This window comes from Litorilinea aerophila (genome assembly GCF_006569185.2).
GTDB classification, from domain to species: domain Bacteria; phylum Chloroflexota; class Anaerolineae; order Caldilineales; family Caldilineaceae; genus Litorilinea; species Litorilinea aerophila.
The window spans coordinates 25,719-40,405 of record NZ_VIGC02000029.1 but is presented as its reverse complement, the minus strand read 5'-3'; the positions used below and the strand labels follow the sequence as shown (position 1 = coordinate 40,405).

Sequence of the window (14,687 nt, the reverse complement as noted above, 5' to 3'; positions counted from 1 at the left end):
GCATAGCCTCGACCCGGGAAAAAGGGCCATAAAAACAGGCCGGATCACTCGCCGTCCGGGGCCGCGGAGGAGACGTGGGGCAGGTAGATCCGCGTGAAGACGAATTCGTCGGCCCCCACGTCTGGCCCGGCGCCCATGGGACGCCTGTCCCGGTCGATGTCGTCGTGGATGTCCACATCCACCCCGGCGTCGATGGCTGCGGAGCCTGCCTGCAGGTGGAAATCGGCGTCCAACCGGGGATCGCCGTGCAGGGGATTGGTGGCCTGGAAGGTGGGGGCGCCGGCCTCGACCGTGTGGAGGTCAGTCACGTTGTGGCGCAGGGTGTTGGTGTGGCGGATGGTCACCGTGCCCGTGCCGGTGCGGCGGGCCAGGTAGGCGCTGGTGGCAGTGACTATGAGCCCGTTTTCCACCTGCGCGGTGACGGGGTATTCGTAGGCGTTGCTCAGGCGCAGCGCAGCCAAATTCGCGTGATCGGCCCAGGTCACGTGGCGGAGCTGCAGGCCCAGCGCACCGCCGGAGCCTCCCTCGCCGTTCACCACGGCACCGGTCGAGCCGGGGGCGCTCAGCCGGTTGGCTGCCAGCAGCACGTTGTCCATGGTCACCCGGGTATTGCCGATGCCCTGCTTCACCAGGTTGATGGCCGCCGCCTGTCCCCAGGCCTGGTTTTGGCGGAAGATGGTGCGCTCTAGGTGCAGGGCCAGGCCATCCTGGGTCAACCGGGCCGACAGGCCGCCTCCCCCGGAAGCGTTTACCTCGTTGCTGATGAAGGCGCTGTCCAGGATGGAGACCGTTTCCTGGGGTTGGAAGAGGTAGAGGCCGCCGCCGTGGGCCGCAGCCCGGTTCTGCTCGAAGCGGGTGTCGGTCAGGGTGATGGCGCCGGTGAAGACCAGGGCCAGACCCCCGCCGGCGCCGTCCTCGGTCAAGGCCCGGTTCTGGACGAAACGGCTTCTTTCGATCCGGCTCCCCGGGTTCACTTCCCACAGGTAGGCGCCCCCGCCGTCGCTGTAGTTGGAGGTCCGGCTGGCCGTGTTGTCCACCAGGGTCACGTCCCGGAGGGTCAGGGTCACCCGGCGGGCGAAGAGGCCGCCGCCGCAGTCTGAGCCGGTGCGCACGCAACTGCGGTTGCCCACGCCCGGCGGATTGCCAAGGCCGGTGTAGTCGCCGCCGGTCAGGATGAGTCCGGCCACGGTGACGCTCTGGCTGCCGCTGCCCACGATGGTAATGGCCCGGCCCTGCTGCCGGGCGTCCACGATCGTCGGATGGGCGGATGGGTTCGGGTGGAGCCAGTGGGTCCGGGTGTAGCCGCCCTGGAGGCTCAGGCTGCGGGTGATCAGGACCACCTGGGTGTAGGAAATGCCGGAGACCAGGGCCGTGGTGACGCCGGTGTAGGTCCCCGCCGCCACCCGGATCTGCGCGCCGTTGCTGGCTGCGTCCACTGCGGCCTGGATGCTGGCGAAACAGGGAGCTGCCCCCCCGCACTCTCCGCCCGGCGCCACGTAGAGGATCTCTGGTTCCTCTGCCCGGGCCAGGCCGTCGACCAGACCCAGGAACAGTCCCAACGCCAGCAGGGGTAAGCCCACCACCGTCCACAGGGGGCGCCTGGAAAGAAAATGTGTCACCATGTTCGGCCTCCTGGATATTGATGTGACAAGCTCTGTCCGTCCTCGCACAGCAGCCACCTTTGTGTTATCATTGGGCCATTATGCGCGTCTTGATTCTGTCGGATATTCATGCCAATCTGGTTGCCCTGGAAAGTGTGTTGCAGGCTGCGGCCGGCCAGTACGACACCGTCTGGTGTCTGGGGGACGTGGTGGGCTACGGCCCGAAGCCAAACGAATGTATCGAGCTGATACGGGAGGTGGCCGGCCTCTGCGTCATGGGCAACCACGATTGGGCCGTGTTGGGGCGGCCGGGTGTCAACGTGGAGGATTTCAACCCCCACGCCCGGCGGGCTGTGCTTTGGACCCGGGACGAGCTCCGGGAAGAGAACCGGCGCTACCTGGATACCCTGCCCGATCATCCCATCCATCCCCCGGAGACACAGGACTACCTGATCACCCACGCCAGCCCCCGGGAGCCTGTCTGGGAGTACATCCTGACGCCCAGCACCGCCCTGGAGAACTTCGGCGTCTTCTCGGAGCCCATCTGCCTGGTGGGGCATACCCACAAGCCGGCCATCTACCGCTGGCGCCTCCACGAGGCGAGCCACCTGCAGGGCAACGGCTATACGCCGGCCACGGTGGAGTACCTGCAGCCCCAGCCTGGGCTGGCCATCGAGTTGACCACCTCGCCCACCCAGCGCCTCATCCTCAACCCGGGCAGCGTGGGGCAGCCCCGGGACAACGATTCCCGGGCGGCCTATGCCATCCTGGACCTGGAGGCTGCCATCTGGTACTACAACCGGGTGTCATACCCCATCGAACTGACCCAGGCCCAGATGCGCGCGGCAGGGTTGCCCAAACGCCTCATCGATCGCCTCAGCTTTGGCTGGTAGCAGGGGGACTTAGCTATCCGAAGGGGGCGGCCCGGACTCCTGGCTGACCCGGTTGTACATCTCGAACCAGTCGGGCAACTCCTGGGCCCGCTGGCGGGCCCGCTGCTGCTCTTGCCGTTCCCGATACTCCTCGATGCGCCGCCGGATCTCCTCCACCACGCCCCGGGGATCCGGCACCCAATCAAAGGTGAAGAGCCCCTCCGTCGCAGCCGTCTGCAGCCGCACATTGCCGAAATTGAGCCAGTAGTGGATGGGGCTGGGGATGTCGAACTCGATGTTTTCGATTTCCCCCAGCAGGGCCGTCCGTCGATTTTCGGCAAAAAAGAGCGGCTTTTTCTCCACATCCGCGATCTGATTGCGATCCACCTCGTAGGTATCGTTGCGCCAGTCGGCCACGATCCACGCGATCCACAGCAGCAGGAAGATGCCCACCAGGAAGAAGACGAACTCCAGGGGCTGGAGGAGCTGACGCACTTCCGGGGAGAGGGGCAGGATGGCCGCCGGCGTGGCCAGCAGGATGTCCAGCAGCAGCAGGGAACCGGGCAACAGGAGCTGGGAGATGAGGATGAGCCAGTGTTTGCGCCAGATGATCCGGTCCTCCTCGATGCGCTGGAGATGCCTGCCCATGTTCAGGTAATCCCACACCCGACGCCACCACGGCACCACTTCCTCCGGGTGGGCCGGCGGTGCCTCTGGGAGGACCCGGCCTGGTAGCTTCAGCTGGATGCCCAGCCGCTCTTCCAGGATGGTCTGGATGGTCATTTTGGACGATGCGCGGAAATGGCTCAGGCGCCGGTTTTGCTGTTCCAGGATGGCCTGCCGGATGGCGTGGGGGTGGGCGGCGAAACGAAAGTCGATGCTGCCTGCCGCCGCGGCGGTGTAGATCTTCAGTTCCCCATAGTGCAAGAGCGCGCCCCACAGGTTGGTGTGCACATCCACATTGCGGATCTGCTCCAGCTGGGCTGCTTTGCGGGTCTCCCGAATCCAGAGCAGCTTTTCCTGCAGGACCAGCCGCTGGTCGGTCAACAGCAGGTAGTCGTTCAGGTAGTCGATGGTGCCCCAGGCCAACTGGAGGACGGCCAACAGGGCCAGGGGCGTGGGCAGCCAGGTGGGGGCCGTCAATGTGTCGCCAAAGCGGGCCAACAGCAGGGAGAGCAGGCCGCTGATGGAGAGGAGCAACAGGCCCAGCCAAATTTTGCCGAAGAGGGAGATCCAGTGGCGGCGCTCGAAGAGGATCAGCCGTTCGTTGCCCAACAGCCAGGGGTAGCGGGCCCGCCGCTGTTGTCGGCCCAGGAGCTGCTTGGCCCGCTCGCTGAGCCAGAGCTGTTCCGCCAGGGCCGGATCTTCCTGGGCCAGGAAGGCCTCAAAATCCTGGCGGTGAAGCTGGAGCCACTGGCTATGGGGCAGCGCCTCTACCGTGGACTCGGCCGAATGGTCCACCCGCAGTGCCAGCTCGTTGAAGTGGTTAGGGCCAGAGACCGGCGTCGCCTCCAGGGCCATGCCGTTTTCGATGGCGTGGAGCCGGGCCCAGCTCCCCGGCCAGAGGATCCAGAGGCTGCTGTTCATTTCACCCTGCTGCACGATCAGGTGGTTGCGCGGAAAGTGGTGGGCCCCCATGAAGCCCAGCAAGATCCGCCGCTGCTCGTCGCTAAAACGGTGGAAGAGGCGAAGATCCCGCAGCAGCCTTTCGGCTTCATCCAGCCAGCTCCAGGCGGCCCGGTCGGGGTGGAGATCGGTGATGGCCATCAGGCGTGCGCGAGGCACTGCCAAAACCCGGGTGGGCGCGGTGGCGATGGCTTCGTAGCCGTAGGGGATGGCGGCGAACGGGAGGGGATGCTGGGAGACGTGGCTGGAAAATCCGAAGGCCATGCCATTGCCCAGGTAGTACTGCTCCCCCTGGGGCCAACGGAGCTGCACCTGCCCCTGGTCGATGAAGTAGAACAGCTCTGCGTTGTCCCGCGCGCTGAAAAAGCGGTGGCCGGGTTCGACCTGCTGCTCCTGGCAGGCGTCGGCCAGGAAGCTGATGGCGATGTTGTCCGCCTCGGCCAGGAGGGGGATGGTACGCAGCCGGGCAATCCGTTCTCGGGGCACCAGCCGATCCCGAATGCGGGGGAAGCGGGAGATGAGCCGGTTGAGGAGGGCGGCGTCGATGGCGATGAGACGGGAAGGCACCTGGGCCCGGGCCCGGGTGCTGTGGCTCTGACGGTAGAGCAGGTCGTAGTGGCCCAGGAGACCGCCGGGGGTAACCTCGGTGCGCAGGGTGGCCCGACGTCCCCGCTCCGGGTCGGACTGGATGCGCACCTGGTGGACGCTACCTTCCAGCAGCACGTAGATGGCACGGACCGGGTCTCCCTGGTCAAAGAGCTGTTGCCGGGGCCCTAGCTCCACCACCCGCAGCACGTCGGGAGATTGGAGGAAAAAGTAATCCAGCTCTTCCCGGGGGAGTCCCTGCAGGAAGTTCAACTGGGCCACATATTGGTAGGCGGAATGCAGGTTGTGGACCCGTTCGGTCATGGCACGTCTCAGTCTGTCGTGGCGGGTGAAAAGCCAGTACCCCGGATGCGTGACAAAGGTATCCGGCCGGGAGACTGCAACGCGGTGCGCGGGCAGCGCCGCCCTGGGTGGCGGAGGTGCTAGAGACGCTCTTTGAGTGCCTGGGCAGCGCGCCGGTTCATGCCCGGGATGGCGCTCAGCTCCTCCACGCTGGCGGCGCGGATCTTGTCCAGGTCGCCGCCGAAGTAGGTCAACAGGGCCTTGCGCCGGGCCGGCCCGATGCCGGGAATCTCATCCAGCAGGCTGCGGGTCTGGGCTTTGCCGCGCAGGGAGCGATGGTAGGTGATGGCGAAGCGGTGGGCTTCGTCCCGGATGCGCTGGACCAGGTGCAGGGCCGGGCTGCCCCGCTTCAGCCAGATGGGCTCGGGGCGACCGGGCCAGAAGATCTCTTCCTCCCGTTTGGCCAGGCCGACCACCGGGATGCGTTCCCGCAGGCCCAGCTCTTCCAGCACGTCGACGGCCACCCCGAGCTGGCCCTTGCCGCCGTCGATGATGACCAGGTCTGGCACCATCTGCCACTGTTCGTCCTGTTTGCGCCCCTTCTGGCCGGGATCTTCCGGCATTGCTTCCACCAGTCGCCGGAAGCGGCGGCGCAGCATTTCCCGCATGCTGGCGAAGTCGTCGGGTTCGCCCTGGCTGCCCTTCCCCCGGATTTTGAAGCGGCGGTAGGCCTGCTTGGCGGGGACGCCTCGGGCGAAGACGACCATGGAGCCCACGGTGTGGGTACCCTGGAGGGTGCTCACGTCGTAGCACTCGATGCGCATGGGCGGACGTTCCAGGCCCAGGGCAGCCTGGAGGTCGGCCACGGCCTGGGTTTGGCGGTGGGTATCGGCCTGCCATTCGGCCACCTGGAGGCGGAGATATTCAGCGGCATTTTCCTGGGCCAGCTTCATGAGCTCTCGTTTGGGGCCTCGTTGGGGCACCCGCAGTTCCACCCGGCTGCCTCGTTTCCCGGCCAGCCACTCTTCCAGGACGGCGTGGTCATCGGGCATGGCCTGGACCAGGATCAGGCGGGGGACGAAGGCGGCGCTGTCGTAGAACTGTTGGAGGAAGGAGCCGATGAGCTGGCCCTGCTGGTTGATGCCCTCCTGGGGCACGTCGGCACCTTCCAGCATGAAATTCTCCCGGGCGGTGAGGCGGCCCCGGCGGACCATGAAGACCTGGACGGCGGTATCGCCTGTGCGTTCATGTTGGGCGAGGGCGATATAGTCGGCGTCTTCCTGGTAGACGCTGATCACCTTTTGTTGTTCGGCGATTTGTTGGGCGGCCTTCAGCCGGTCCCGGTAGAGGGCGGCCAGTTCGAACTGGAGGTTTTCGGCTGCCCGGTTCATCTGGGCTTCCATCTGGCCCAGCACCCGGTCGGTGTCGCCGCTGAGGAAGTCCATGAGCTGCTGGATGGTGGCGCGGTATTCTTCCCGGCTTTGGGCGCCGATGCAGGGACCGCCACACATTTTGATGTGGTAGTAGAGGCAGGGGCGTTCGTCCTGGCCGGTGATAACCCGGTCGCAGTCCAGGTAGGGGAAGATTCGCCGGAGGGCGTCCAGGGTTTGGTAGCAGGCGCGGGCGCTGGTATAGGGGCCGAAGTAGCGGGCGCCGTCCTTGTCCATCCGGCGGACCACCTCCACCTTGGGGAAGTCGTCCTGCCAGTTGACCTTGATGTAGGGGTACTGGCGGTCGTCCTTCAGGCGGACGTTGTAGCGGGGCCGGTGGCGTTTGATCAGCTCATTTTCCAGGATGAGGGCTTCCAGCTCGGTCTGGGTGACCCACCAGGAGATGTCCTGGATCTCTTCCACCAGGGCCTGGGTTTTGGGCGAATGTTGGGCGGAAGCATGGAAATAGCTGCGGACCCGGTTGCGCAGGACGACGGCTTTTCCCACATAGAGGACCTTGCCGTGCCCATCGAGCATGAGGTAGCAACCGGGCCGGTCGGGCAGGTTGGCCAGTTTTTGGGCGACTTTTTCTGGTAGTTGCCGTGTCATACCTGCATTTTACCACATTGGGGGCCAGAGGGGTGGTGTTGGCGTGGTGGGAGAGGGGGGGCATCCCTCGGATGGGTTGGGTGGGCCTTCGACCCAGCACCAGCAGGCCGACAGCGACGCCGGAGCAGTTTCAATCCCTCGGATGGGTTGGGTGGGCCTTCGACACTACCGGCGCGCCTACGCCTGGCAGGACCCGGACGCTGTTTCAATCCCTCGGATGGGTTGGGTGGGCCTTCGACGCAGATGCCGCGGTGGTCGTCGTCCAGCGCGATGGCGGTGGTTTCAATCCCTCGGATGGGTTGGGTGGGCCTTCGACGGCGCCCGAAGCGCCTGGAACGCCTGTTCTGGCGCAGTTTCAATCCCTCGGATGGGTTGGGTGGGCCTTCGACGTGCGCCGCTCGCTGATTGAACCGCTTCGTCCAGGTTTCAATCCCTCGGATGGGTTGGGTGGGCCTTCGACGGCGAAATCCCGCAAAATGTCCTCTCGGATCAATTCGGTTTCAATCCCTCGGATGGGTTGGGTGGGCCTTCGACCGTGATCCCGGCCTCGCGTGTGATCGGATGCTACAGTTTCAATCCCTCGGATGGGTTGGGTGGGCCTTCGACCTTGCACGCCAGAGTTTGAATGTGTGGTGATAGGGAGTTTCAATCCCTCGGATGGGTTGGGTGGGCCTTCGACCTGGTTGCGCCTGTGCGACAGGTGTTGGCAAATCGGTTTCAATCCCTCGGATGGGTTGGGTGGGCCTTCGACCTCCCTGTCCACCCGGGCACCCGGTACGTGCAGCGGCGTTTCAATCCCTCGGATGGGTTGGGTGGGCCTTCGACCCGGATGGGTATCAGTATCGCTGACCTGAAAAAAAAGTTTCAATCCCTCGGATGGGTTGGGTGGGCCTTCGACCGCCCGGCGCGGGTTGCGATTGATGTAGTGCAGCTCCGTGTTTCAATCCCTCGGATGGGTTGGGTGGGCCTTCGACCATCCCCCACCGCCATGATTTATTCCTCAGAGTACAAAGTTTCAATCCCTCGGATGGGTTGGGTGGGCCTTCGACCGTCTCAACTCGTTTGGGGCGGCGCCCGTTCTTTTTAGTTTCAATCCCTCGGATGGGTTGGGTGGGCCTTCGACCTGCGGCCAATCTCGTTTCCGGCGGCCTGGTGGAGGTTTCAATCCCTCGGATGGGTTGGGTGGGCCTTCGACCCACTGTTGAACTCCAGCCCGCCGGACGCGTCCAGATTGTTTCAATCCCTCGGATGGGTTGGGTGGGCCTTCGACCCATCCAGCTTAACAGCGGGGATATCTTGACAGAGTCAGTTTCAATCCCTCGGATGGGTTGGGTGGGCCTTCGACAGCAGCACTGGCCTGGTCATCTCGGCATCTGGCCCGGTTTCAATCCCTCGGATGGGTTGGGTGGGCCTTCGACCACATGTCAACCGAAACAACATTAAAAAAGTGCACCAAGTTTCAATCCCTCGGATGGGTTGGGTGGGCCTTCGACGACGCCGGCTGGCGTCGGGTGAAGGGGCGGGACGAAGGTTTCAATCCCTCGGATGGGTTGGGTGGGCCTTCGACGAGGGACAAAACACCACGTACCATCGTGCATTTTAGTTTCAATCCCTCGGATGGGTTGGGTGGGCCTTCGACCGATCCACGCCTACCGTGGCCCCCAGCGTTCCGCTGTTTCAATCCCTCGGATGGGTTGGGTGGGCCTTCGACGTAAGCGCCCAGTAAGCGCCCAGTAGGGACCGACTGTTGTTTCAATCCCTCGGATGGGTTGGGTGGGCCTTCGACGCTGCTTCTCCTCGCCGTTCCAGTTGGTGCTCATGCCGGGTTTCAATCCCTCGGATGGGTTGGGTGGGCCTTCGACGGCGTTGAGGAATATACCAGTATCGGCAACGAGGCACGTTTCAATCCCTCGGATGGGTTGGGTGGGCCTTCGACGAGCGAGATTCCTGGAGCTGCTTGTAGTTCTTGGCAGTTTCAATCCCTCGGATGGGTTGGGTGGGCCTTCGACAAACGAGGGCCATCATACAGGGTTGAAATTCAGCCTGTTTCAATCCCTCGGATGGGTTGGGTGGGCCTTCGACGACAGCACCGGCTCCTCCGGCGAATATCGCCTGCGTGTTTCAATCCCTCGGATGGGTTGGGTGGGCCTTCGACATCAATCATGCTGCCTTCTCCTTCTGTCTGTGTTTGGTTTCAATCCCTCGGATGGGTTGGGTGGGCCTTCGACGCCAGCCAAATCCTCGATTACCAGATCGTCAGGAGGGTTTCAATCCCTCGGATGGGTTGGGTGGGCCTTCGACTCTACATTAACGATTCTGCCATCAAGATACGGTTCGTTTCAATCCCTCGGATGGGTTGGGTGGGCCTTCGACCTAACCTGTTCGACGGTTCTTTTGGCGTTTTCCCTGTTTCAATCCCTCGGATGGGTTGGGTGGGCCTTCGACCAGCTGGCGCACATATATGGACAGCTCAGGCAGATTTGTTTCAATCCCTCGGATGGGTTGGGTGGGCCTTCGACCTCGGGGATGGTTGCAGAGGCGACACCTGTAGATGTCGTTTCAATCCCTCGGATGGGTTGGGTGGGCCTTCGACTTCATCAGCGTTTGTAGCTCCTCTTCCTCAAAGAGGTTTCAATCCCTCGGATGGGTTGGGTGGGCCTTCGACCCTCCTATAGAATCTCTACTCCGAACTGTAGATTGTTGTTTCAATCCCTCGGATGGGTTGGGTGGGCCTTCGACCCTGGCAGGCACATTGACCGGCGCGCCGGTCAGGCGGTTTCAATCCCTCGGATGGGTTGGGTGGGCCTTCGACGTCATCAGCCCACAGAGCAGCAGGCACAATGGCTCGTTTCAATCCCTCGGATGGGTTGGGTGGGCCTTCGACGTCATCAGCCCACAGAGCAGCAGGCACAATGGCTCGTTTCAATCCCTCGGATGGGTTGGGTGGGCCTTCGACTTTACATTACGGCCCCCGATGTACAATTCTCTGGCAGGTTTCAATCCCTCGGATGGGTTGGGTGGGCCTTCGACCGGACATGAAGCACGAAATGCCGTCAGACGACGTATGTTTCAATCCCTCGGATGGGTTGGGTGGGCCTTCGACAACATCTGCTGGCCCGCATAGATGTTGCCGAAGTTGTTTCAATCCCTCGGATGGGTTGGGTGGGCCTTCGACTGTATGGTCAGGATCAAACCCTGAACGAGAGAAGGAGTTTCAATCCCTCGGATGGGTTGGGTGGGCCTTCGACACGGGTCCCACGCCGCCCAGTGGGGCTGGAAGACGCTGTTTCAATCCCTCGGATGGGTTGGGTGGGCCTTCGACGAAGGGAATGCTGGCCGCCTCCTGCCGCGCCCTCTCAGTTTCAATCCCTCGGATGGGTTGGGTGGGCCTTCGACCTTCTACGTGGTGCACGAGATCGTGAGCATCATCGAAGTTTCAATCCCTCGGATGGGTTGGGTGGGCCTTCGACCCACCAGACGGCCAGCGCGGCCAGGAAGAAAATGGTGTTTCAATCCCTCGGATGGGTTGGGTGGGCCTTCGACTCAGCTGTTCATCGGTGTCGGCCTGTTGGCTGGCGATGTTTCAATCCCTCGGATGGGTTGGGTGGGCCTTCGACCTGGTGTTGCCCCTGGCAGAAAACGCAATATAACTGGTTTCAATCCCTCGGATGGGTTGGGTGGGCCTTCGACTGTCCGGCCGTCAACTGGGCGCGCCGGGCGACTACGGAGTTTCAATCCCTCGGATGGGTTGGGTGGGCCTTCGACCGATACGCGCACGCGTGGCCGTGTCCACGCGCACGCCGGTTTCAATCCCTCGGATGGGTTGGGTGGGCCTTCGACCGATACGCGCACGCGTGGCCGTGTCCACGCGCACGCCGGTTTCAATCCCTCGGATGGGTTGGGTGGGCCTTCGACACCGCCTCCACGATGTCCACATCCCCGCTTAGCCTGTTTCAATCCCTCGGATGGGTTGGGTGGGCCTTCGACGAAACAGGCGTTAGGCCCCACTCTGCACCAGGTAGTTTCAATCCCTCGGATGGGTTGGGTGGGCCTTCGACGTGCGGTGGCTGCACCGAGTGGGCGCTATTGATGATGTTTCAATCCCTCGGATGGGTTGGGTGGGCCTTCGACTGGAACGCTGCAGCCGGGCCCAGGTGGTTATGATTGTTTCAATCCCTCGGATGGGTTGGGTGGGCCTTCGACCCCAGCTCGCCCTCCACCAGAACGGCCGGCCTGCCCGGGTTTCAATCCCTCGGATGGGTTGGGTGGGCCTTCGACTTGGCGAAGATGGACGTACGGCCCACCAGGGCGATGGTTTCAATCCCTCGGATGGGTTGGGTGGGCCTTCGACTATCGTCATCTTCTCGGCCCTGGCTGTGCCTCCATAGTTGTTTCAATCCCTCGGATGGGTTGGGTGGGCCTTCGACACTGTCGGCCAATCGTAGCTGGTCCCCGGATATTTCCGTTTCAATCCCTCGGATGGGTTGGGTGGGCCTTCGACGCGCCCCCGGACCATGTCCGGATCGTCAATGTGGCTGTTTCAATCCCTCGGATGGGTTGGGTGGGCCTTCGACCCGCCAGGAGACGCCGGGCGCGTTCGACGGCAACCGGGGTTTCAATCCCTCGGATGGGTTGGGTGGGCCTTCGACCGTGCCCCCCGGCCTGCAATCGCGTGCCGGATACCGGTTTCAATCCCTCGGATGGGTTGGGTGGGCCTTCGACACGGCAAGGCCGTTGCCTGCGCAGCTGCGACCGACGTTTCAATCCCTCGGATGGGTTGGGTGGGCCTTCGACTCGATGTCCGCACCGCAATTGACGCATTTCATGGCGTTTCAATCCCTCGGATGGGTTGGGTGGGCCTTCGACAACCCCAACCAGATGCTTTCGATGTTCGGATCATTGGTTTCAATCCCTCGGATGGGTTGGGTGGGCCTTCGACTGTTCTTGTCGTCTCGATCCAGTAGAATTTCCCGTTGTTTCAATCCCTCGGATGGGTTGGGTGGGCCTTCGACCCCATGGTGTTGCCTCCTGTATCACACGATAAACATTGTTTCAATCCCTCGGATGGGTTGGGTGGGCCTTCGACAACTCGTTCAAACTCGACAAAATTTCGTCAAAAGAGGTTTCAATCCCTCGGATGGGTTGGGTGGGCCTTCGACCATGCTGCCGGGATCCAGGTGGATTTGTTTTTGGCGTTTCAATCCCTCGGATGGGTTGGGTGGGCCTTCGACCACTGCGAGATGCGCCGTCCCCAGCGGCGTAGATAACTGGTTTCAATCCCTCGGATGGGTTGGGTGGGCCTTCGACAGAACAACTACGGCGCTTGCCGTGGGCCTCACGAGAGTTTCAATCCCTCGGATGGGTTGGGTGGGCCTTCGACGCAGTCGTTGCGCTTCATGGCTGTTGCTCCTTCAGTCCGTTTCAATCCCTCGGATGGGTTGGGTGGGCCTTCGACGTAACTGGGTGGCTACTTCTGAAGCAGTGCCCGTTAGTTTCAATCCCTCGGATGGGTTGGGTGGGCCTTCGACCAGCCAGTGGCACCACGGGCAACGTGCTGGCGTACTGGTTTCAATCCCTCGGATGGGTTGGGTGGGCCTTCGACTCGACTCCGACCATGTCTGCCTGGCCAGCGGATATGCTGGTTTCAATCCCTCGGATGGGTTGGGTGGGCCTTCGACTCGTTGTAGTGCAGCCAGCGCCTCAGACAGATCTGAGTTTCAATCCCTCGGATGGGTTGGGTGGGCCTTCGACCTATCGGCCAACCTGATGGCGTCTGCCGTCAAAGCGGTTTCAATCCCTCGGATGGGTTGGGTGGGCCTTCGACGAGCTGATGGGCGGTCGTCCTCGGCGTGGGCCGCGGGCAGTTTCAATCCCTCGGATGGGTTGGGTGGGCCTTCGACCATATGGCCCGCTGCCCCAATTGAAAAACTTGGGTCGTTTCAATCCCTCGGATGGGTTGGGTGGGCCTTCGACCTGCGACTGCTCTGATCCCGCAGCTACTGGCCAGGTTTCAATCCCTCGGATGGGTTGGGTGGGCCTTCGACGGCGCAGCGGGGTTGGGAGCGGTTGCCGGGGTTGCTGTTTCAATCCCTCGGATGGGTTGGGTGGGCCTTCGACCGGCTACAATGTGGCCAGGCGCCGGCGCAGATTATTGTTTCAATCCCTCGGATGGGTTGGGTGGGCCTTCGACATGTGGCTGTGGCCGTGCTGTAGCGCAGGCCGTTCACGTTTCAATCCCTCGGATGGGTTGGGTGGGCCTTCGACCCTTCGTGCGCGGCGTGCTGTTGGCCTCGATGATGCGGTTTCAATCCCTCGGATGGGTTGGGTGGGCCTTCGACTGGAAGCGTATGGTTCGTGGACACCTACTGGGAGGTGTTTCAATCCCTCGGATGGGTTGGGTGGGCCTTCGACCCTGATGTTGACGACGATGTTTTTGAGCGCATCAAAGTTTCAATCCCTCGGATGGGTTGGGTGGGCCTTCGACGGAAGCGTGAGCAAGCCAACGTATCGCAACCACCTGGGTTTCAATCCCTCGGATGGGTTGGGTGGGCCTTCGACCGCACCTGGACATTCTGCAAGACTTGGGAATGGACCGTTTCAATCCCTCGGATGGGTTGGGTGGGCCTTCGACTTTGCCGTGCACCGGGCGGCCTGGCGTGAAGCTCAATGTTTCAATCCCTCGGATGGGTTGGGTGGGCCTTCGACCACCCGTTTCGGCAAACTGGAGTTGGCCAACAGTGAGTTTCAATCCCTCGGATGGGTTGGGTGGGCCTTCGACAGATGGAGGACTGGTGCGATTTTGCCAAGTCAACGGTGGTTTCAATCCCTCGGATGGGTTGGGTGGGCCTTCGACCAGATTCCGCCGTTATCTGTGTAGTCAATGTAGATTCGGTTTCAATCCCTCGGATGGGTTGGGTGGGCCTTCGACTCGGCCTGGGCACACCGTCAGAAATCGTCAATTGGGTTTCAATCCCTCGGATGGGTTGGGTGGGCCTTCGACGCCCAGGGCCTCGGATGCTCACGGCGGGCAGATTGTTTCAATCCCTCGGATGGGTTGGGTGGGCCTTCGACGGCCGGACGTCGGGTGCTCTACGCCACGCCAACGGCCGTTTCAATCCCTCGGATGGGTTGGGTGGGCCTTCGACGATTCGCGGTGGCATCAGTGATTCCTCCATTTGCTGTTTCAATCCCTCGGATGGGTTGGGTGGGCCTTCGACCTCGAACGAGCGCCGACGACAACTGGAGCTGGAGCGCGTTTCAATCCCTCGGATGGGTTGGGTGGGCCTTCGACAGAATGTCGCGCCGCCGGCCGCCTCTGTACCGAGCAAGGTTTCAATCCCTCGGATGGGTTGGGTGGGCCTTCGACGCTCCGAACGCCGGTGTTCGGTTGCTCGGTGGTGCCGGTTTCAATCCCTCGGATGGGTTGGGTGGGCCTTCGACCGACGCCTCCGGCGCCAGGCTCGGCCGCCTGCGCTGTGTTTCAATCCCTCGGATGGGTTGGGTGGGCCTTCGACCGGTGGACGCCTACCTGCGCCAGTTCGGCCACTACGGTTTCAATCCCTCGGATGGGTTGGGTGGGCCTTCGACTTCGGCCTGATCAACTTGCGCCCCTGGATCCGGTGGGTTTCAATCCCTCGGATGGGTTGGGTGGGCCTTCGACA

General features: G+C 62.7%; 4 protein-coding genes and 1 CRISPR repeat array (1 of these 5 only partly in view). Of the genes, 1 reads left to right on the top strand and 3 read right to left on the bottom strand.

Features of this window, described 5'->3' with window-relative positions; all coding sequences use genetic code 11:
* Positions 1 to 44: 44 nt before the first annotated feature.
* A complete protein-coding gene (locus tag FKZ61_RS18800; RefSeq protein WP_141611687.1) occupies positions 45 to 1,622 on the bottom strand; it encodes a choice-of-anchor Q domain-containing protein in 1,578 nt (525 codons plus the stop codon).
* An 80-nt stretch (positions 1,623 to 1,702) separates the two neighbouring features.
* Here FKZ61_RS18800 and FKZ61_RS18795 point away from each other — a divergent pair, with 80 nt between their 5' ends.
* Positions 1,703 to 2,494 carry a metallophosphoesterase family protein gene (locus FKZ61_RS18795; RefSeq protein ID WP_141611686.1) on the top strand — a complete coding sequence of 264 codons (792 nt, stop codon included), beginning with the start codon at positions 1,703 to 1,705 and terminating at the stop codon, positions 2,492 to 2,494.
* Between the two features lie 9 nt (positions 2,495 to 2,503).
* Here the strand turns inward: FKZ61_RS18795 and FKZ61_RS18790 are convergent, their stop codons facing one another.
* Both FKZ61_RS18790 and uvrC read right to left on the bottom strand, forming a co-directional pair.
* Positions 2,504 to 5,008 carry a cyclic nucleotide-binding domain-containing protein gene (locus FKZ61_RS18790; RefSeq protein WP_141611685.1) on the bottom strand — a complete coding sequence of 835 codons (2,505 nt, stop codon included), beginning with the start codon at positions 5,006 to 5,008 and terminating at the stop codon, positions 2,504 to 2,506.
* 119 nt (positions 5,009 to 5,127) lie between these two features.
* A complete protein-coding gene (gene uvrC, locus FKZ61_RS18785; RefSeq protein WP_141611684.1) occupies positions 5,128 to 7,026 on the bottom strand; it encodes an excinuclease ABC subunit UvrC in 1,899 nt (632 codons plus the stop codon).
* Between the two features lie 56 nt (positions 7,027 to 7,082).
* Positions 7,083 to 14,687: direct repeats of the CRISPR family, unit length 37 nt; unit sequence GTTTCAATCCCTCGGATGGGTTGGGTGGGCCTTCGAC; it runs 6,954 nt beyond the window's last position.

Coding starts and splice junctions, on each gene's coding strand:
- FKZ61_RS18800 (WP_141611687.1), bottom strand. CDS start 1,622: ATGGTGACACATTTTCTTTCCAGGCGCCCCCTGTGGACGGTGGTGGGC.
- FKZ61_RS18795 (WP_141611686.1), top strand. CDS start 1,703: ATGCGCGTCTTGATTCTGTCGGATATTCATGCCAATCTGGTTGCCCTG.
- FKZ61_RS18790 (WP_141611685.1), bottom strand. CDS start 5,008: ATGACCGAACGGGTCCACAACCTGCATTCCGCCTACCAATATGTGGCC.
- uvrC (WP_141611684.1), bottom strand. CDS start 7,026: ATGACACGGCAACTACCAGAAAAAGTCGCCCAAAAACTGGCCAACCTG.